This is a genomic window from Bacteroides sp. NGMCC 1.200775 (genome assembly GCF_040798045.1).
Classification (GTDB): domain Bacteria; phylum Bacteroidota; class Bacteroidia; order Bacteroidales; family Bacteroidaceae; genus Bacteroides; species Bacteroides hominis.
Genome location: NZ_JASCQK010000002.1, coordinates 318433 through 338980, shown reverse-complemented (window position 1 = coordinate 338980; position 20548 = coordinate 318433). Strand labels below are relative to the sequence as shown.

Annotated in this window: 19 protein-coding genes; 5 read left to right on the top strand and 14 right to left on the bottom strand. The window is 43.9% G+C overall.

Annotated elements, in window-relative coordinates; translation table 11 throughout:
• Window positions 1–251 precede the first annotated feature (251 nt).
• From QK890_RS07835 to QK890_RS07825, 3 genes are read right to left on the bottom strand one after another with little or no spacing between them, the layout of a single operon-like run.
• Complete coding sequence (locus tag QK890_RS07835; protein WP_195341397.1) at window positions 252–1577, bottom strand: TolC family protein; 1326 nt, start codon at window positions 1575–1577, stop codon at window positions 252–254.
• Window positions 1574–4609, bottom strand: coding sequence for an efflux RND transporter permease subunit (locus tag QK890_RS07830; protein ID WP_005775368.1), 3036 nt, complete (start codon window positions 4607–4609; stop codon window positions 1574–1576). The genes QK890_RS07835 and QK890_RS07830 overlap by 4 nt, the downstream gene beginning before the upstream one ends.
• A gap of 14 nt (window positions 4610–4623) precedes the next feature.
• Window positions 4624–5706, bottom strand: a complete 1083-nt coding sequence (locus QK890_RS07825) for an efflux RND transporter periplasmic adaptor subunit (RefSeq protein WP_005775369.1) — start codon at window positions 5704–5706, stop codon at window positions 4624–4626.
• Between the two features lie 513 nt (window positions 5707–6219).
• Between QK890_RS07825 and QK890_RS07820 the strand changes: the two genes are divergently transcribed.
• Complete coding sequence (locus tag QK890_RS07820) at window positions 6220–6408, top strand: hypothetical protein (protein ID WP_032530235.1); 189 nt, start codon at window positions 6220–6222, stop codon at window positions 6406–6408.
• A 33-nt stretch (window positions 6409–6441) separates the two neighbouring features.
• Here the strand turns inward: QK890_RS07820 and rsgA are convergent, their stop codons facing one another.
• From rsgA to QK890_RS07800, 4 genes are all read right to left on the bottom strand, one after another.
• Window positions 6442–7374, bottom strand: a complete 933-nt coding sequence (gene rsgA / locus QK890_RS07815; RefSeq protein ID WP_367627291.1) for a ribosome small subunit-dependent GTPase A — start codon at window positions 7372–7374, stop codon at window positions 6442–6444.
• A gap of 99 nt (window positions 7375–7473) precedes the next feature.
• Complete coding sequence (gene frr / locus QK890_RS07810; RefSeq protein WP_005775374.1) at window positions 7474–8034, bottom strand: ribosome recycling factor; 561 nt, start codon at window positions 8032–8034, stop codon at window positions 7474–7476.
• 171 nt (window positions 8035–8205) lie between these two features.
• Entirely contained in the window at window positions 8206–8916 is a 711-nt protein-coding gene (pyrH, locus tag QK890_RS07805) for a UMP kinase (protein ID WP_005775381.1), read from the bottom strand.
• Window positions 8917–8989: 73 nt separating this feature from the next.
• Window positions 8990–10309: an MATE family efflux transporter gene (locus tag QK890_RS07800; RefSeq protein ID WP_005775382.1), complete on the bottom strand. Its 1320-nt coding sequence runs from the start codon at window positions 10307–10309 to the stop codon at window positions 8990–8992.
• 137 nt (window positions 10310–10446) lie between these two features.
• Between QK890_RS07800 and QK890_RS07795 the strand changes: the two genes are divergently transcribed.
• The gene (locus tag QK890_RS07795) at window positions 10447–11130 is read left to right on the top strand and encodes a lipopolysaccharide assembly protein LapB (protein WP_032530245.1); all 684 of its coding nucleotides are present in this window, start codon (window positions 10447–10449) and stop codon (window positions 11128–11130) included.
• 23 nt (window positions 11131–11153) lie between these two features.
• On the opposite strand, the gene QK890_RS07790 is transcribed toward QK890_RS07795, so the two are convergent.
• The 4 genes from QK890_RS07790 to QK890_RS07775 form a co-directional block, all read right to left on the bottom strand.
• Window positions 11154–12479, bottom strand: coding sequence for a zinc-dependent metalloproteinase lipoprotein (locus QK890_RS07790; RefSeq protein ID WP_032530231.1), 1326 nt, complete (start codon window positions 12477–12479; stop codon window positions 11154–11156).
• Between the two features lie 70 nt (window positions 12480–12549).
• Window positions 12550–13305, bottom strand: a complete 756-nt coding sequence (locus tag QK890_RS07785; protein WP_032530230.1) for a biotin--[acetyl-CoA-carboxylase] ligase — start codon at window positions 13303–13305, stop codon at window positions 12550–12552.
• Entirely contained in the window at window positions 13289–13645 is a 357-nt protein-coding gene (locus tag QK890_RS07780) for an MmcQ/YjbR family DNA-binding protein (RefSeq protein ID WP_005775387.1), read from the bottom strand. Before QK890_RS07780 ends, QK890_RS07785 begins: the two co-directional genes overlap by 17 nt.
• Before the next feature lie 5 nt (window positions 13646–13650).
• Window positions 13651–14016, bottom strand: coding sequence for a YraN family protein (locus QK890_RS07775; protein ID WP_005775388.1), 366 nt, complete (start codon window positions 14014–14016; stop codon window positions 13651–13653).
• A gap of 82 nt (window positions 14017–14098) precedes the next feature.
• On the opposite strand from QK890_RS07775, the gene QK890_RS07770 reads away from it, so the two are divergent.
• Together QK890_RS07770 and QK890_RS07765 are read left to right on the top strand one after the other, a co-directional pair.
• A complete protein-coding gene (locus QK890_RS07770) occupies window positions 14099–14332 on the top strand; it encodes a hypothetical protein (RefSeq protein ID WP_005775389.1) in 234 nt (77 codons plus the stop codon).
• Between the two features lie 4 nt (window positions 14333–14336).
• Window positions 14337–14774 carry a nucleoside deaminase gene (locus tag QK890_RS07765; RefSeq protein ID WP_005775390.1) on the top strand — a complete coding sequence of 146 codons (438 nt, stop codon included), beginning with the start codon at window positions 14337–14339 and terminating at the stop codon, window positions 14772–14774.
• A 12-nt stretch (window positions 14775–14786) separates the two neighbouring features.
• Here the strand turns inward: QK890_RS07765 and QK890_RS07760 are convergent, their stop codons facing one another.
• From QK890_RS07760 to QK890_RS07750, 3 genes are all read right to left on the bottom strand, one after another.
• Window positions 14787–15077, bottom strand: a complete 291-nt coding sequence (locus QK890_RS07760; RefSeq protein WP_005823438.1) for a DUF4834 family protein — start codon at window positions 15075–15077, stop codon at window positions 14787–14789.
• A gap of 62 nt (window positions 15078–15139) precedes the next feature.
• Window positions 15140–15850: a CDP-diacylglycerol--serine O-phosphatidyltransferase gene (gene pssA, locus QK890_RS07755; protein ID WP_005775392.1), complete on the bottom strand. Its 711-nt coding sequence runs from the start codon at window positions 15848–15850 to the stop codon at window positions 15140–15142.
• Window positions 15851–15860: 10 nt separating this feature from the next.
• A complete protein-coding gene (locus QK890_RS07750; protein ID WP_005823436.1) occupies window positions 15861–16547 on the bottom strand; it encodes a phosphatidylserine decarboxylase family protein in 687 nt (228 codons plus the stop codon).
• Window positions 16548–16710: 163 nt separating this feature from the next.
• Between QK890_RS07750 and dnaE the strand changes: the two genes are divergently transcribed.
• Window positions 16711–20505, top strand: a complete 3795-nt coding sequence (gene dnaE / locus QK890_RS07745) for a DNA polymerase III subunit alpha (protein ID WP_032530229.1) — start codon at window positions 16711–16713, stop codon at window positions 20503–20505.
• Window positions 20506–20548: the final 43 nt, after the last annotated feature.

Genomic DNA, 20548 nt, shown 5'->3' with positions numbered 1-20548 from the left:
GTTTCTTTTTTTACTTAGTTGTACGTGGTACACAAAGAGTCGTGGGGAATATCGCTTGGTTTGCCCGCCGTACTCTTGTGATTGGATTGGCTGCAAAGATAAGCAATCTGAACGGGCGATACAAGGCTTCTTTTGTATTAAAACAAACAGTTCCGTCGGTTTAAAAGGTGGGGGTGTGTCAAAAGTCTTTCCCTCTGTGGTAAGTTTTGACACACCCCCGAATGTTGTAAGGAGAAGGGCAAAGTGTACGTTTAGTCCAGATATTTTGTTATTTTCCCACTGATCTGTAGCAGGGAGATTTCGCATAACTTAGTGTCATATTCGGCAGATAGAATTCGCTCTTCCGCATCCAGCAGACTCTTCTGTGCTTCACGCATTTCGATACCCGAAAGGTTTCCTAACATATATCGTTCCATGGCTATCTCGTGATTCTCTTTGGCAGCCACCAGGTTTTGCCGTTCCAGTTTCAGCATTTGCAGATTATTCTGGTAGGCTTGCCACAGATTGCTAAGGTCCGCTTTCAGTCCTTGTTCCAGCTGCTCCCGTTGCAGACGGGCGTTTTTGATGGCGATACGTGCGTTGTTCTTTTCGCGACGGCGGTTTCCGTCGAAGATATTGAATCCGATTGTTACCCCGAAGTTGGTACCCAGATTGCCTCTTTGGCTATTAGAGGCAATGTCGTATTTATTAAAAGTATAGCCATATCCGGTATTCATTTTGAGGTATGGGTAGTTACGAGAGTTTACCTTTTTATAGTCCAGCATGGCGAGTGTATTGTTCTGTTCAGCTTTCAGCAATGAAGCGTTGGTCAGTAGAGTGGCGTTCCATAATTCTTCGAACCGGAGTCCTGCGTTAACTTTAATGATACTGTCTTCTATCACAATCGGCTGGTCCACATCTTCATTGGCCATCAGTTCGTTCAGCTGGATGCGCGACGTATGCAGCAATTCCTGTTGCTTCATATACTTGGCACTGTCAGCATTGAAGTCTACTTTGGCCTGTTGATAGTCCAGGCGGGAGAAGTTACCGATGTGATAACGTTCTTCCACGATTCGCAGGCGTTCTTTTGACAAGGATACGGCGTAGCGGAAGTTCTGAAGGCGGATTTTCTGTTGAACGTAATTGTAGTATTCGGCTGCAAGGTTAGCTATCAGGTCTTCGATGGCAATACGGGTATTGGTTTCTCCCTGTCGTTCCAACTCTTTCAGCTTTTGATAATTGGCAGTGATGTTGAAGCCGTCGAAGATAGTCCAGTTCAGGTTCAGCCCCACGTTAACGGTCTGGTCGAAGACACCGTTTTCTTTTACCGACTCCCCGGTAGCCCGGACCTTGGTGTTGGTATTGTCCACAGTTCCTGTATAACCGGCCGTTAGGTCGAGGGTAGGCAGGTAGCCGGCATTACCCGGCGTAGCGTTATTTTTGCTTACTTGCTCTTCGTTACGGACTATTTGCAGGGAATAATTATTCTGGAGGCCGTACTCCAGACAGGATTTTAGAGTATAAATTTGTGGCTGTTGTGCTTGCAGACCCAAAGGGGTGCAGCACAATGCTATGATAAATAGGGCAATCTGTTTCATTCTCTCTTTAATTTATTACTTCGGTTCGTCGAAATATAACTGTAAATAGCGGGTACGATGTACATAGTCAGCAAGGTAGATACCAACATACCTCCCACAACAGCCGTACCCATTGCAATGCGCTGGTTACAACCTTCACCTGAGGCGAACGCCAGCGGGATCAATCCTAAGATGGTAGAAGCACTTGTCATCAGGATGGGACGCAGACGTTGCAATGCCGCATCCTTGATAGCTGTCAGTTTGTCTTCACCTGTTTCCTGTTTCTGATTGGCAAACTCCACGATCAGGATACCGTTCTTGGCTACCAGGCCGATCAGCATAATAATACCGATCTGACTGAAGATGTTCATCGTGATACCGCCGAAGTACATGAATACCAGTGCACCGGCGATGGCCAGAGGTACAGTCAACATGATGATCAGCGGATCCTTGAAACTTTCGAACTGTGCCGCCAGGATCAGGTAAATCAGCACAATGGCCAGGATAAAGGCAAACATCAGGCTTGAAGAACTTTCACGGTACTCCTTCGAATCACCGGTCAGTGCCGTACGGAACGTGTCGTCCAAAGTCTCTTTGGCTATCTTGTCCATCTCGTCCAGTCCCTGTCCGATGGTCTTGCCCTCCGCCAGTCCGGCGGAAACAGTAGCCGACACGAAACGGTTGTAACGATACAGCTTGGGAGGTGCGATGCCGTCGGTCAACTCGATCAGATTGTCAAGCTGTACCATGTCTCCTTTGTCACTGCGGATGTAGATTGCTTTCAGGTTGGCAGGCGTATTGCGTTGTTGACGGTTGATTTCTCCTAAGATTTCATATTGCTTACCGTTCATATAGAAGTATCCCATACGCTGTCCGCTCAATCCGTATTGCAGGGTTTGGGCAATGTTGCGGGTACTTACCCCCATTATACTGGCTTTATCGCGGTTGATATTGATACGTGCCTCCGGTTTGCTGAATTTCAGGTCTACGTCCGCCATCTGGAATACCGGATTTTCGTATACCTTGGCCATGAACTTAGGCAGTACTTCCTGTAGTTTCTCGATATTGGTAGCCTGCAACACATATTGTACGGGCATGCCGCCACGCCGTCCGCCAAAAGAAGACGATTGCTGGACGAACGAGCGCGCCATCGTCTTTTTCTGTACTGCCGCCGATAGCTTTTCGGCAATGTCCATCTGTGTATAGTCACGATCCTTCATATCTTTCAGCGTGATGCGTACATTACCGCTACCACTCGATACACGGGCTGTTACCGACTCTGCATCCGGTACGATCGAGTCTACCAGATCGTTTATGTCTTCCGTATAGTCACGAATGTACTCGTATGTCACACCTTCAGCACCACGGGTGTTGATACTTATTTGTGAGCGGTCTTCCAGCGGAGCCATTTCTGCAGGAATGTGGTTCCATAAGAAAGCGATGATACCGATTGTGATGGCTACAAAAGGTAAGGAAATCCAGCGCTTGTTGAGGAAAGCAGCCAGTGAACGACTGTACAGACGGTTCATTCCTTCGAAGAAGGGTTCTGTTTTCATATAGAACCAGTTTTGTTTTTCCCGTTTTACCAACAGTTTGGTGGCAAGCATCGGAGTAAAGGTCAGGGCTGCGAATGAAGAGATAATCACCGATCCGGAAACTACAATACTGAATTCACGGAACAGGCGTCCTGTCATACCCTCCATAAAGACAATGGGGAAGAACACGGCCACCAGCGTAATGGTGGTGGAGATGACGGCAAAGAAAATCTCTTTTGCTCCTTCGATGCCGGCTTCTTTCGGAGGCATACCTTTCTCTATGCGTACATAGATGTTTTCGGTCATCACAATAGCGTCGTCTACCACCAGACCTACCGCCAACACGACCGCCAGCATGGAGAGTACATTGATGGAGAAGTCCGCCAGATACATGACGAAGAAGGCACCGATCAGTGATACCGGGATTACGATACAGGGAACCAGCGTCACCCGCCAGTCGCGCAGGAAAAGGAAAATAATGATGATAACCAAGATGAAGGCTACATAAACCGTCTCTTTTACCTCATAGATGGATGCACGGATAAACTTGGTGTTATCGAATCCGTAAGAATACTTCACGTCTTCGGGAAGGTCTTTCTGCATCTTCTCCATGCGTTCGTACACTGCGTCGGCTATCTTGATATGATTGGCACCGGGTTGTGGGATTACGACGATACCTACCATCGGTACTCCGTTCATCTTCATATAACTTTTGATATCGGCCGGCCCCAGTTCGGCGCGGCCTATGTCACTGAAACGGATAATACGGTCGTTCTCTTCTTTGATGATCAGGTTGTTGAATTCTTCTGCGGTGTGCATCAACCCCAAGGTACGGATGGTGAGCTCTGTCGTATTTCCTTCGATACTGCCCGAAGGAAGTTCGACATTTTCTTTGTCTACTGCATTCTTTACGTCGATAGGGGTGATCCCATAACCCGACATCTTGATAGGATCGAGCCATAAGCGCATGGAGTAGCGCTTTTCTCCCCAAATGGAAACGCTACTTACGTCGGAGATGGTTTGTAATTGTTCTTTTACGGTCAGGTCGGCAATTTCACTGAGTTCCAGCAAGGAGCGTTTGTCACTTTGCAGAGCTACCATCAGGATAGGAGTAGCATCGGCATCTGCCTTCGAAACAGTAGGAGGGTCACAGTCGCGCGGCAGGTAGCGCTGGGCACGGGATACTTTGTCGCGTACGTCATTGGCTGCTGTTTCCAGATCGACGGACAGCTCGAACTCTACCGTGATACGGCTTTGTCCCTGCTGGCTGACGCTGGACAGCGAACGGATACCCGGAATACCATTGATGTTCTGTTCCAGGGGCTCGGTAATCTGATTCTCGATTACATCGGCATTAGCACCCGGATAGGAGCAGGATACTGAGATTATAGGATTATCTACAGACGGATACTCCCGGACACCCAGATAGTTGTACCCGATCAGTCCAAAGAGTAAAATGATGATGGTCAATACCGTTGAGAGTACCGGCCGTCGTATGCTTAATTCGGATATATTCATAAGGCGGTCGGGAGTTAATTGATATTATCCAGTGTGACAGGTAATCCTGTACGGAGTTGAAGGGTTCCCGAAGTGATGATGGTATCACCCATCTGCAGACCTTTTATCACCTGCACTTCAGCTTCGGTACGAATGCCTGCGGTTATTTCTACCGGTTCAGCCTTGCCCGATTTATAGAGGAATACTTTATCCTTACCCATTTCCGGTACAATCGCTTCGGATGGGATGGCAATGGCATTCGGGATTTCTTCTTTTTTCAGCTGAATGCTGGCGTAGCGTCCCGGGAGCAGTGCGCCGTTACTGTTGGCATATAGGGCACGAACGGTCAGCGTACGGGTAGACTGGTCGATTCTTGACTCGGTTGCGTATACTTTTGCCGGAAAAGAACTTAATTTACCTTCCAGCTCGAAGTTGAGGTTGGTGCCTTTCTTTACCTGGCTTGCATAACGTTCTGGTACGGAAAATTCTATTTTCAAAGGAATAATTTTCGTCAGTTTGGCTACGATAGTGGTTGGTGAGGCATATGAACCGACACTGACTTGCCGGAGCCCGATTACTCCGTCAAAAGGAGCGCGAAGTTCGGTCATGGCAATGTTAGCTTTCACCAGGTCGATGTCCGCATTGAGGGTAGCCAGTTCCGTTTTTACTTGTTCGTAGGCTTCTTTACTGACAGCGTCCCGTTCAAGCAGAGCGTTCTGACGGAATACACGATCTTCGGCAAGCTTTAACTGAGCTACGAGGCGTTGCAACTGAGCCTGCAACTGACGGTCGTTTACTTTCGCCAATAGCTGTCCTTTTTTTACGGCACTGCCTTCGTCAAAGTTGATTTCAACGATCTTTCCCGAAGTCTCGAAAGAAAGATCCACTTCTTCATCAGGCATCAAGCTGCCGCTAATTTGAATCTGATCTGTCAGCAATTGTGGCTTTATGATCTTGGCATTTACATTCAGAACTCTTTTGTTGATCTGCTTGCCAGCCATCACTTTGTCGGCTGCCGCCAACTCTTCATTTGCTTTAGGAAGCTGAGAGTAGATACCCCAGCCTATCAGTCCGGCACCAATCAATGTGATGATGCCCCATTTAACCTTTTTATCCATGTCTTAGTATTAGTATATGTCCGTTCTAAGGTTAGACTAAGAGGGTGGGAAAAGGTTTAATCGGGAAATTAAAATATAGATTTATTTTTTGTGTTAAGGTGTCTTATTGATTATGTTTTCAGTATATGAAAGCCCCAATATCCTTTCAGTAAAAGGGTGAGGACTTATTGTAACAGTCATCGAATCATCCTCCTGATAAAGTGCGACGGTTCTTTTCTTCTTCGCGGATTACGAACTAACCAACGGTATTTGTTTTTGGTCTTAAAGGCTTGTATCCAAAATTATTATAATGAATCTCTGTTTGTTTATTCCGGCCCTGGTATGCGGGCTCATGGGCCTTGGTATGCGGGCTTATAAGCCCGAGTATACGGGCTCATGAGCCCGGGTAGCGGGGATGGGATGAAGAACGGATCATTTTCGACTAAACAGTAAAGGAAAGCACAATGCTTTAAACAATGTATTCAGTTAATAAATACGTTCCTTAGTGTTGCTTATCAGTGTCTTAACGATTGGATGGCGCTCAAGTTAACGGGTGGAAGATGGAAGATGCGGGTGGAAGATAAACAGGCTGAAAATGCGATCTTCCACCATGTCATTGCATTGATTATTAATGGAGTAAGTGGAAAAAGGTGGAAGATGGAAGATCGAAACGTATTTTTTGTAGGAGAAGCAGTTGCTTTGCCAAGTGAAGCATTAAAATAGAATAAAGAATATTCTCTGAAAAATAGCAGAGATTCAGTATGCCGCACGGTATTTTCCTTCCTCCTTATCCTCAAGCATACTCAGATAGGAAGTATAGCGTGATTCGCTGATGTAGTGCTCTTCTACCGCTTTCCGAACAGCACAACCGGGTTCTTGACGGTGTGTGCAGTTTCCATATTTGCAGTTTGCCGAAGTCTTGAATATTTCGGGGAAGTAATGGCCTATCTCTTCCTCTTCCATATCAAAAGTGCCGAAACCTTTGATACCGGGTGTGTCGATGATATATCCGTTGCCGGGGACGGGGAACATTTCGGAGAAAGTGGTGGTGTGCATTCCTTTGTTGTGATAAGCTGATATCTCTGCGGTCTTGACTTCCAGCCCTGGGACAAGAGCATTGATGAGGGTTGATTTGCCCACTCCCGAATGTCCGGAGAAGAGGGTTACCCGGCCTTTCAGTTCCTCGCGTATGGCATCGACTCCTTCACCGGTCAGTGCGGATATTTTAAAACAAGGGTAACCTATTTGGGTATAGAGGGTGATGAGGCTGTCCAGATAATGCAGTTCGTCTTCATCATAAGCATCCACTTTGTTGAAAAGAATCTTCACCGGTACACGGTAGGCTTCTGCCGACGCCAAAAAACGGTCGATGAAGGTGGTTGAAGTTTCGGGATAGTTAATAGTCACCACCAGCATACATTGGTCGAGGTTGGCTGCAAGAATATGCGATTGTTTGGAGAGGTTCGATGAACGGCGGATGATGTAATTTTTCCGGTCTTCTATCTCATTGATAAAGGCCGTTCCTTCTTGGTTGAGTATGATTTGTACACGGTCACCTACGGCAACGGGATTTGTACTCCGTATGCCTTTCAGCCGAAAATTACCTTTGATCTTGCATTCAACCAACTGCCCGTCATCGGTTTTTACCTGATACCAGCTACCTGTATTCTTTATTACTAATCCCTTCATGTTTTATAAACTGCAAATTACAAGTTACGAGCTATAAGAAATGATTGGAGAGGCTGTGCTTGTGCACTGCACTCGTAGCTCGTAACTTGTAATTTAGAATTATACGGTCATAATTTCTTTGTCCTTTTCAGCCAGCATTTCTTCAATCTTGGCGATGTACTTATCATGAACCTTCTGCAGTTTAGCTTCTGCATTCTTTTGTTCATCTTCAGCCAAACCGTCTTTTACAGCTTTTTTCAGTGCATCTATACCGTCGCGGCGCGCGTTGCGGATACTTACTTTAGCTGTCTCGCCTTCAGCTTTACACTGTTTGGCAAGTTGTTTACGGCGTTCCTCGGTAAGAGGGGGGATGCCGATGCGGATAATTTCACCGTTATTCTCCGGCATGATACCGAGATCGGAGTCGATAATGGCTTTTTCAATAACCCGGAACATGCTTTTATCCCAAGGTTTAATCGTGATGCTGCGTGCATCGGGAGTGGTTACGGCAGCTACGTTGCTGATGGGCACCATGCTTCCGTAAGAGTCTACACGGATACCATCCAGCAAGCGTGTGCTTGCTTTTCCGGCGCGGATGTGTGCCAGTGCTTCTTCCAGATACATCACTGCCATATCCATCTTCTCTTGTGATTCTTCGATAATCGTTTTTACGTCTACCATCTTATTAAGTCTTTATAAAATTGGCACTTTGATTAATTTTGAAAACAAAAGTAGATTATTTTTTGGTTATCTGCAACTATCCCTATAAGAATAAGTGAAGAATGGGTTAATAACTGAACGTATCCTGTCCACTTATTAACCCATTCGTATTTCTTCAGATTAGAGAATTGACTAATTGTGTACCAATGTGCCAATCTCTTCTCCTGTGATTACTTTTTTCAGGTTACCTACCGTATCCATATCGAATACCACGATGGGCAGATTGTTTTCCTTGCACATACATGTAGCTGTGAGATCCATCACTTTCAATCCGCGTTTCAACACTTCGTCGTAAGTGATGGTGTCGAATTTTGTAGCAGTCGGGTCTTTTTCCGGGTCAGCAGTGTAGATACCGTCTACACGGGTGCCTTTCAGCATTACGTCTGCTTCTATCTCAATGCCGCGGAGGGAAGAGCCGGTATCGGTAGTGAAGAATGGATTTCCTGTTCCTGCCGACATGATCACGATTTCGCCGTTTTCCATACATTCGATGGCTTTCCATTTGCTGTAAAACTCACCGATGGGTTCCATACGTACTGCGGTCAGTACGCGTGCTTTCACCCCGGCAGCAACCAATGCCGAGCTGAGTGCAAGGCTGTTGATAACAGTGGCCAGCATTCCCATTTGGTCGCCTTTCACCCGATCGAAACCTTTATTGGCTCCGCTCAGTCCGCGGAAGATGTTGCCACCACCGATGACGATACCTATTTGTACGCCTTGTTCGTGAATCTCTTTGATTTGTGCGGCATATTCGGCCAATCGTTTTTCATCGATGCCATATTGCTTTTCTCCCATCAGGCTCTCACCGCTGAGCTTCAACAGGATTCTTTTGTATTTTGCCATACGAGTTGGTTGTTAATGATTTCTTTTTTTGCAAAGATAAACGAATAGTTTTAAAGCGAGATTCTTTTGAGAGTTATTTTTGTTGCATTATCTTTCTGGCGAGCAGTGCTTGTATGAATCCCCGTGAAGAGAGATAGACGATAAATGCCATCCATAGAGCGTGGTTACCCATTGAGTTATGAAATGTGTAATAGATAATGAAGAAACTGGCCGAAGCTATAAACATGGAATAGAGCATTTGGCGTGTTGCAGTCGCACCAATGAAGATGCCGTCCCAAAGGAATGCCGAGAATCCGGCAAGAGGAATAGCCAATACCCAATAGAAATAGGTTTCTGCTTCATTGATAACAGACGCTTCGTTGGTGAGTAAGCCGAGAAATGATTGTCCTCCTATGCCATAAAGTAGGGTGAAAGCGATTGAAAGACCGGTACCCCAGGCAAATAATCTGCGGACAGTGCGGTGAAGTTCCGTTCGGTTATCGGCGCCTATATAGCGTCCTGCCAATGCTTCGCCTGCGTAAGCAAAACCATCCATGATATATGAGAACAGAGTAAAAAGTTGCATAAGTAGTGTGTTTACGGCCAGGACAACTTCTCCCTGTGCTGCTCCGGCAGAGGTAAAATACATCGTTACCGCCACCAGGCATAAAGTACGTAGAAAGATATCACGATTTACCTGGAAGAAACGATACATGGCCTGTCTTTGCAACAGGCCTTTCCACTGGATGCGTTTTCGCAGTTGCCCATAATATCGGTGCCATAACAGGAATGCCATGAAAAAGCCTGCATATTGGGCAATCAGAGTACCCAGCGCAACGCCTTCTACTTTCATACCCAACAGATAGACAAAGCATAGGCTGGCTGCGATGTTGACTATATTTTGAGTGATGGCGATGTACATCGGGAAACGGGAGTTTTGCATACCGATAAACCATCCGGCAAAGCCATAAAGCCCTAACATGGCGGGAGCACCCCAAATGCAGATATAGAAATAAAGTGTAGCAAGGCGTTTCACTTCATCGGAGGTTTGGATAAAAGTAAATGCCGCTTTTAGTATGGGATATTGCAGAAGCATCAGGCAGAGAGCAATGAACAGTCCTACACCGACCGACCGTAATAGGAGTCGGGTCACTTCGTCAAGATCGCGCTTGCCGTATGCCTGAGAAGTCATTCCACTGGTACCCATCCGCAGAAAACCGAATATCCAATAAATGATATTAAACAGCATACCTCCCACGGCAATGGCACCAATGTAGGCTGCTGACCCCAGATGACCTACAATGGTAACATCGATCAGCCCCAATAACGGAACGGTTATATTGGAGATGATGGAAGGGACGGCTATTTGCAGAATCCGTCTGTTACCACTGCTGAGATGAAAGATTTTATCCATGGACGGGCAAAGTTACACGAAAAAAGGTGAATCTGAAAATGAAGAGAACAATAACGTTATTTAATTGGTTTTTAGCGACCGGTGAGTCGGAATAATTTCTATCTTTGTAGGAACCTAACTAAATAAGTATGAATAAGATGAAAGCTCTGACTTTATTTCTTTCCATGTTGTTTTCGCTTCCGTTTTCGCTTTCAGCACAATCGGCAGGAGAAATGCTGCAGAGAGTATCAGCCGCCATTGATAATAAACAGTGGGAACAAGCTATTAGTCTGTTCCGTCAGGCCGTGAATACGAATGTGGAAAAGGCCGAGATGTTTTACTGGACCGGGGTGGATAAGAATACAGATGTAGCCTCGAAGTTTGCTAATGAGCTGGCTTCATTCTATAAGAAGTCACGCAGCTATGATAAGGCGTATCTGTTTTATAAAGAATTGCTGCAAAAATCACCGAACGATGTAAACTGTCTTGTCTCTTGTGCCGAAATGGAAGTTTGCCGGGGTAAGGAAGCAGAGGCTTTGAAGACTTATCAGAAAGTGTTGATGCTGGATGCTGATAACCTTGCTGCCAATATTTTTATAGGTAACTACTTATATTTGAAAGCGGAACGTGAGAAGCAACGGATAGAGAATGAATATAAGAAGATAGCTGCTCCGACACGTATGCAGTATGCCCGTTATCGTGATGGTTTAAGCCGGGTGATGAGTAACGGATACGGAAAAGCAAGAGAGTATCTGCTGAAAGTTGTGAGCCGGTTTCCTTCGACAGAAGCAAGGAAGACGCTTGATAAGATACAGTTGATAGAAAAAGAGGTGAACAGATAACTATCTGTTCACCTCTTTTTCTATTATTTGATTGTGCGTATAGGTAGTTTAAGAACTTCTTCGATAGCTGCTCGGGTATTTGCTTGCTCTTTTTTAGGTCCGGGTATCAGCGGACTATATGTCAATACATGACGAATGCGGTTGCATTGGTCTTGTGTGAATTGGTCGGAGTAACTGACGGAGTAATCCATAATGTTATGGGAGATGAACTGGGCACCGTCACAACTTTCGCGTTTGACAAGATAAGCAAAAAGCTCTTTCTCAGGTATGTTACCTGCCATTGCCCACTGATATGTCATATCATAAGCATCCTTATCATAACTGGGTGTATCCTTGCAATAGTCTGTATCTTTACAACTACTTTCCGGATCTTCTGAAAAAACGTGGTGTAGTCCTAAATAATGACCCAACTCATGCGCCAGTGTCACTGTAATGTCAGTAGTGTTGTAGGCTGTGGAAGTAGATTGCTGGTCAATGAAGAGACTATTAATGGAGACACAATACGGAAAACTCAGATTCTTTAATTCCAAGTAAGAATATTTTGTTTCATTAAGCCCCTCCAGAGAGTTGCTGCCTGTAGTTGTGAATGCCAAATGAGAGATTCCTAAGGTGGTAGTATTTGACTGCGGGTCATTTGCAAAGTTATAAATCATCACGTTAATGTATCGGTTGGGGTCCCATAGATAATTTACATATCCCACTCCACCTTTTGTTGTGTCATCTTCCATGAATTTATCACAGTCAATGGGGTAGTCGTCTTTCCATTGTATATATTCTATTCCCGGAGAAGTTAATGTTTTCCCATTGGGATCTGTAGATGCCAGTGTAAAGGTTAGGTTCATATCTACACTTTGGGTCTTATCTTTATATAGTTTGTTGACCGTTTTTAATATGTCAGTTAAACGGTTTGGGCTAATGTACTGTTTGGGGTCGGAACTATTCTTATATAGCACGTGGAAGATTATGGGAAGTTCATAGTGGTACGATTCGGGATCGGTTGAATGTCCGGCTGCCAATTGTGTGACGGTTATGACCTTTTTTATTCCACTGGAAGTTACCGCAATCGTTGCATTTCTTTCAGTCGTTTCAAGGTTAGCTTCTACAACAATGCCGAGTGGCTGATTACTTGCTCCCTTATTGGGTACGAGCTTGCACCAGGTTGAAGAACTTGCTGCTACCCACGAATCGCTGCTGGTGATATTTACGGTTAGAGTAACTCCATCGCTGTCAATATCTTGAAAAGATGACTCCGACAACTCAAGTTTTGAATTATTTTCGGTATTGGAGTCTTCGCAACTGACAAACAGTAGTGTTAATATGGATATTAACAGTAGGCATCTGATTTTCATAAATTAAACGTTTTTATATTTAAAAACAATATTGCAAAGGTAATGTTTTAAACTAAAAAAAGAAGAAGTATTATAAAATGTGCTGTACCTCTTTAAATACGTATCGGCGTATTTTGCCTGTATCGTCTTGCAAAACAAGATGACCGTCGGCTTCAACTTCTATGGTTCTGGCTATAAACTCTCCGTTCGCATCGGAATACTTATGCATACCCTTTTTTCGGAAAAGCGCCTTCTGATACCGGTGGGTTATATAAGTGTGCTCCCCTTTTTGAAGCAGGCTGTAATATTCTATAATTCGTTGCATAACTCCTGCCAATATTCCGGAGAGTTCGTAAGTTTGACCGGTGATTTGTTTAAGTGATACAGGATTGGGGGCGGGGCTAAAAAACTCTTCCTGGTTAATATTGATACCAATCCCTGCAATGCTTTGGCTGATATGTACTCCCATCAAATCATTTTCAATCAATATTCCGCAGATTTTTCTTTCTTTCCAGTAGATATCGTTCGGCCATTTAATAGAGATATCTTTAACGTATGTGTCGAGTTCTTCCTTAATGGATAAAGAGATGATTTGAGATAGAAGAAATTGTCTGCGGATTTCTAAAGAAGTGGGATAAAGTACGAAGCTGAATATCAGATTCTTACCTTTCTCCGATTCCCAACTGTTTCCTCGCTGTCCTCTGCCCAAGGTTTGGTAGTTAGCTACTACCGTGGTTAGTTCACTGACATCTTGCTTATTGCACAGATCGTTTAAATAATGATTGGTGGAGTCTGTCTCTTCGATATAAATCAAAGGTACAGGAAAAGACTCAGGGAAGGGCATCATATTCGGCACGTAGTTTTTTAGTGAATTTCTTCAATACTTCTTCGTAAGAATGGTCAATCAGCTGTTTTATCAATTTATCGTCGGCATCCCGGTCAAAGAAAATCTGATTCCAATATTTTTTGTTGAAATGATAAGCACCTTCGATGGCTGAATAATGTTCACGTAGTTCGATGGCATAATCAGGATTACATTTCAAAGCAATCATATTGGCTCCTTCCAAATCGATTAGTGCGAACATTTTATCCATCACTTTCAGTACAAGTGAGTATTCATCGAATGGGAGGCATTCGGTGACTGCTTTTTTCTGAAGACAGTATTCTCTGGCTGATTCTATATTCATACTATTTAAAATAATGGCGGGTAAAACGCCTCTTTTATATGTTCAATTCTGAAATTTCCTACTTTACCTACGACAGTAATAATATCAAATCTTACAGATGCGTCTATTTGGAAAAGCTTAATATATGTATCGGCTGCGATTACGGTTCGCCTGATTTTCTGTGGAGTAACAGCATCCTGAGGTAATGCAAAGTCCGTGTCGGTACGTGTCTTTACTTCCACAATTATCAGTTCACCGTTTTGGGCTGCCACAATGTCCAGTTCCAGATGTCCCTTACGCCAATTCCGATGACGAATGGTATATTCGTGCTGCTCCAGATATTGAACAGCAGCATCTTCTCCGGCCTTTCCTAACAGATTATGTTCTGCCATATAATTTTAGCATACTATTTTCTGCAAATTTACTCTTTTTCTTCTTTGAAATTACAGAAGTAAAAGTAAATTTGCAAAGAATATGAGAAAGAGAGATAAAAAGTGTAATAAGGCAACTCTTGACGAACCTAAACGGGAACGCAGGATGAGTATATTGCTAAGCGAAGATGAGCAGCAGATTGTAGATCGTTATCTGGATAAGTATAAGATAACGAATAAATCGCGTTGGCTTCGTGAAACGATTCTCATGTTTATACATAAAAATATGGAGGAGGATTATCCGACTCTTTTTGGTGAACACGATATGCGGCGTTAAGATTATGTTGGACGATTCTTATTTTATGAAACAAGCTCTGGTTGAGGCTGCTAAGGCAGGCGAACGTGGAGAAGTCCCAGTGGGAGCAGTTGTCGTTTGCAAAGAACGGATCATTGCCCGTGCACACAATCTGACTGAAACATTGAATGACGTGACAGCCCATGCCGAAATGCAGGCTATTACTGCGGCAGCCAATGTCCTTGGAGGGAAATATCTGAATGAATGTACGTTGTATGTTACTGTAGAACCTTGTGTGATGTGTGCCGGTGCCATTGCCTGGGCACAAACTGGTAAATTGGTTTTTGGTGCTGAAGACGAAAAAAGGGGGTACCAGAGATATGCTCCAAAGTCCCTTCATCCCAAAACTGTAGTTGTCAAAGGGATACTCGCCGATGAATGTGCCAATCTGATGAAAAATTTTTTTGCGTCTAAAAGAAGGTGAATTTTTATATTATCAATCTTTTATCTCTTCATAATCCACATATTCTCCTTCATTGTCATCAAAAAGTTTTTTGTGCTTGTTAGCTCCGGTTTCAGTAATGATTTCCTCTTTATCGTTAGCTTGTGTCGGACGATAGTATCTTTGCCCCGAATTACTGTGTGTCGAATTCTGGCTTCCGGAACCGGAGGCAGATGAGCGTTTCCCCAGTCCGAAGATGGCTCTTAACACACTTCCTACAAGGGCCAGTCCGATAATGATAACGGCGATAACGATAATGAATAAAAATCCTAAAATGTGAAACATAGGCTATTTGTTTTATGCATTGTTTAAAATTTGTAGTACAACAAACGTGCCAGAAGGATTGTTTATTTATTTTTTCTTGTTAAAAGTGAAAGAATGATATACCATACAATAACCGCTGAGAATCCGCTGATACCCAAGAACAGCAACAGTGGAATGCAGACTATCAGGAATATGAAACTAATCTTATTGTCTTTCCAAGAAAGATTTTTAAATTTCAGGGAGAACATGGGGATCTCAGCTACCAGCAACCATGAAAAAAGCATTACCATTATAATAAGGTATATAACATTGCAGTGAGCAAGTAAGAATTCTTTGCCTCCTACAATAAGTGCACCCCAATATAAAGCGTTGGCAGGTACAGGAAGACCGATAAAGGAACTCGTTTGGCGTTCGTCTACATTAAAGTTGGCCAAACGGAGAGCTGAGAATATCGAAATAAGAAAAGCCAGATAAGGAATATACTCTTTTACGCCTGCCAGAAAGTCGGGATACACAAGTCCGGGTTCTTTCATGAATGAAAAAACAAGTATAGCCGGAGCTACGCCGAAGCTGACATCATCGGCCAAAGAGTCCAATTCTTTACCAATAGGAGAGTAGGCATGAAGCAAACGTGCCAACATACCATCGAAAAAATCGAAGACAGCACTCAAGATGATAAAAGTGACAGCCAATTCGTATTTGGCTTCAAAGGCCATAACACAAGCAATGCATCCTGAAAAGAGATTCAGGCAGGTCACTGTGTTGGGTATATGGCGGATAATAGCATTTGCCATTGTTCGTTTTTTATTTTAATTTGGCGATAACGGTTTGGTTACCGGTTGTCAATTGTCCCATACTAACACAAATCTCAGTGCCCAATGGCAGATATACATCTACACGGGAACCAAATTTAATAAAGCCCAGATGTTCGTCAATATAACATTCCTCACCCGGCTCGGCATATGTTACGATGCGGCGTGCCATTGCACCGGCTATTTGCCGTGCCATGACCTCTACACCCTCGGGAGTTTCAATAACAACCATTGAGCGCTCGTTCTCTGTGCTGGCTTTCGGAAGCCATGCTTTCATGAACTTGCCGTTTTCGTGAGAGACTTTTTTGACAACTCCATCCACCGGGTACCAATTGGCATGTACGTTTAGAATGCTCATGAAAATGGATACCATGATCCGGCGGTCATGAAAGTATTCATGTTCGTCTACCTCTTCAATAACTACGATTTTCCCATCGGCCGGTGCAACTACGATCCTTTCAGTATCTTGTCCGAACAGGCGGATCGGGCAACGGAAAAAGTTAACCATCAACAGATAGACTATAACACTGACCAGAGCCATCAGGTAGAATGGTATTTTACAATCAATTCCCCAGTAAAGGGCTGCATTTATAATTAGTAGCAGAAAAAAGCTACCCCATAAAATATGTGTTCCTTCACGGTGAATTCTTATCTTTTTTAATTTTTTAAGTCGACCCATTTGCGCTATTTAATGATAATTATCCGCAAAAGTATACTTATTTTAAAAATCCAGCAAGCATTTGCAGATAGAAATGACTTATGTTGATAACTTTTTGGAGTTTATCTTTGTTAGTAGCTACAGACATTGTAATTTTATGGCTTCAAATTATCAACCTATAACTATGCAGGATTTCGTTCATTTACACGTCCATACGCAATATTCTCTTCTGGATGGCCAAGCCAGTGTCAGTGCGCTTGTCGATAAGGCCATAAAGGATGGAATGAAAGGTATTGCCGTTACGGACCATGGAAACATGTTCGCCATCAAAGAGTTTACGAACTATGTGAATAAGAAAAACGGGGGTCCGAAAGGAGAAATCAAGGACCTGAAGAAACGGATTGCAGCCATTGAGGCCGGTGAAGTGGACTGTGCGGATAAAGAGGCTGAGATTGCTGATTGTAAAGCTAAAATAGTGGAGGCGGAGGGGCGGTTGTTCAAGCCCATTATCGGTTGCGAAATGTACGTGGCACGCCGGACTATGGATAAAAAGGAAGGAAAACCCGATCAAAGCGGGTACCACCTGATTGTGCTCGCCAAAAACGAGAAGGGGTATCATAACCTGATCAAATTGGTTTCACGTGCATGGACCAAAGGCTATTATATGCGCCCCCGTACAGACAGGAATGAATTGGAGAAATATCATGAGGGCTTGATTATCTGTTCGGCATGTTTGGGTGGTGAAGTTCCCAAAAAGATAACTCAGGGATTGTTGGCGGAGGCAGAGGAAGCTATTCAATGGTATAAGAATCTGTTTGGGGACGATTATTATCTGGAAATGCAGCGTCATAAAGCAACGGTGCCGAAAGCTAATCATGAAGCATATCCATTGCAGGTGAATGTGAATAAGCATTTGATAGAATACGCCAAAAAGTATAATGTCAAGTTGATTTGTACAAATGACGTTCATTTTGTCAACGAAGAGCATGCTGAAGCCCATGACCGGCTAATCTGTCTGAGTACGGGAAAAGACCTTGATGATCCCAACCGGATGTATTACACTAAGCAGGAATGGATGAAAACGAAAGCAGAGATGAACGAGCTCTTTGCCGACGTGCCTGAAGCATTAAGTAATACTTTAGAAATTCTGGATAAGGTAGAATATTATTCGATCGATCATGCACCGATTATGCCTACTTTTGCTATTCCGGAGGATTTCGGAACAGAAGAAGGGTATCGGCAAAAATATACGGAAAAGGATCTTTTTGATGAATTCACCCAAGACGAAAATGGCAATGTGGTGTTGAGTGAAGAAGCAGCTAAAGATAAAATAAAACGTTTGGGAGGATATGATAAACTGTATCGTATCAAGCTGGAGGCCGATTACCTGAAGAAGTTGACTTTCGACGGAGCCAAGAAGTTTTATGGCGATCCGTTGTCACCGGAAGTAAAGGAACGCTTGGTCTTTGAGTTACATATTATGAAGACGATGGGTTTTCCTGGCTACTTCCTCATTGTGCAGGACTTCATTGCTGCCGGACGTAATATGGGGGTATCCATTGGACCGGGACGTGGTTCGGCTGCTGGGTCAGCCGTGGCCTATTGTTTGCAGATCACCAAAATAGACCCTATTAAATACGATTTGCTGTTTGAGCGTTTTCTGAATCCCGACCGTATTTCATTGCCGGATATTGATATTGACTTCGATGACGATGGTCGTGGCGAAGTGCTTCGTTGGGTGACGGAGAAGTATGGGCAGGAGAAGGTAGCACATATCATTACATATGGTACTATGGCAACAAAGCTGGCTATCAAAGATGTTGCACGTGTACAAAAGCTTCCGCTTGCCGAATCGGATCGTTTGGCCAAACTGGTTCCTGATAAAATTCCTGATAAAAAACTGAACTTAAAGAATGCCATAGAATATGTGCCCGAATTGCAGGCTGCCGAAGCGTCACCTGATCCATTGGTAAGGGATACGATGAAATATGCCAAAATGCTTGAGGGAAACGTGCGGGGAACCGGTGTACATGCCTGTGGTACCATTATTTGCCGTGATGATATTACGGACTGGGTGCCGGTCAGTACGGCTGATGATAAGGAGACCGGCGAAAAGATGCTGGTTACCCAATATGAAGGTTCGGTGATTGAAGATACCGGACTGATTAAGATGGACTTTCTGGGGCTGAAGACTTTGTCTATTATCAAAGAAGCCGTCGAAAACATCCGTCTGAGTAAAGGCATGGAACTGGATATTGATTCTATTTCAATTGAGGATCCTGCAACTTATAAACTTTATAGTGATGGACGGACTATCGGTACATTCCAGTTTGAATCTGCCGGTATGCAGAAATACTTACGTGAGTTGCAGCCGTCTACTTTTGAGGATCTGATCGCGATGAATGCCCTTTATCGTCCGGGTCCAATGGATTATATTCCTGACTTTATCGACCGTAAACATGGACGTAAGCCTATTGAATATGATATTCCTGTCATGGAGAAATACCTGAAGGATACGTATGGAATTACGGTTTATCAGGAACAGGTCATGCTTCTGTCACGCCTTTTAGCCGATTTTACCCGTGGGGAGTCGGATGCCCTCCGTAAAGCGATGGGTAAGAAACTGCGTGATAAGCTGGATCACATGAAACCTAAGTTTGTTGAAGGTGGAAGGAAAAACGGCCATGATCCGAAGGTACTTGAGAAAATCTGGGCGGACTGGGAGAAGTTTGCTTCGTATGCGTTCAATAAATCACATGCTACCTGTTATTCCTGGGTTGCATACCAGACAGCATACCTGAAGGCTAACTATCCGGCTGAATATATGGCAGCTGTCATGAGCCGAAGTTTGTCGAATATTACTGATATCACCAAACTGATGGACGAGTGCAAAGCAATGGGAGTGCAGACGCTTGGTCCGGATGTGAACGAAAGTAACCTGAAGTTTACGGCAAACCGGAATGGAAATATCCGCTTCGGGCTGGGGGCTGTAAAGGGAGTCGGTGAAGCTGCTGTGCAAAGCATCATGGAGGAACGAAGGGAAAATGGTCCTTTTAAAGGTATTTTCGACTTCGTTCAGCGTGTCAATTTGAATGCTTGTAATAAGAAGAACATGGAGTGTCTGGCTCTTGCGGGCGGATTCGATAGTTTTCCTGAGCTGAAACGTGAACAGTATTTTGCGGTGAATGCCAAAGGCGAAACTTTTCTTGAAACATTGATGCGTTATGGTAACCGTTATCAGGCGGATAAAGCTGCTGCCGTTAATTCATTATTCGGAGGAGACAATGTGATTGACATAGCGACTCCCGAAATTCTTCCGGCAGAACGTTGGAATGATTTGGAGAGGTTAAATAAAGAAAGAGAATTGGTCGGTATCTACTTGTCGGCTCATCCGCTTGATGAATATGCCATTGTGTTGGAACATGTATGCAATACCCGTATGATCGAACTTGATGATAAAGCTGCTTTGGCAGGAAGAGAAATAACGATGGGAGGTATTGTTACCAGCGTGCGTCGAGGTATAAGTAAGAATGGTAATCCTTATGGCATAGCCAAAATAGAAGATTACTCCGGTTCTGCCGAGATACCTTTCTTCGGAAACGATTGGGTTACTTTTCAAGGCTATTTAGGTGAAGGGACTTTTCTGTTTATCAAAGCTCGTTGCCAGCCTAAACAATGGCGTCCCGATGAACTTGATATTAAGATTACTTCGATGGAATTGCTGCCCGACGTCAAGGAACAACTGGTAGAGAAGATCACAATTCTGATTCCGCTTGCCGAACTTAATTCGAACTTGGTTACGGAACTTGCCACTTTGACGAAAGAGTCTCCGGGAAATACAGAACTTTATTTTAAGGTAACAGATACGGATGGAAAGATGTATGTAGACTTGATTTCTCGTCCCGTTAAACTTTCGGTAGGTAGAGAATTAATTTCCTATTTAAAGGAACGTCCCGAACTTGCGTTTCATATAAATTGATTATCTTTGCCCCATAACAGTGATGGATACTTAATAACTAACA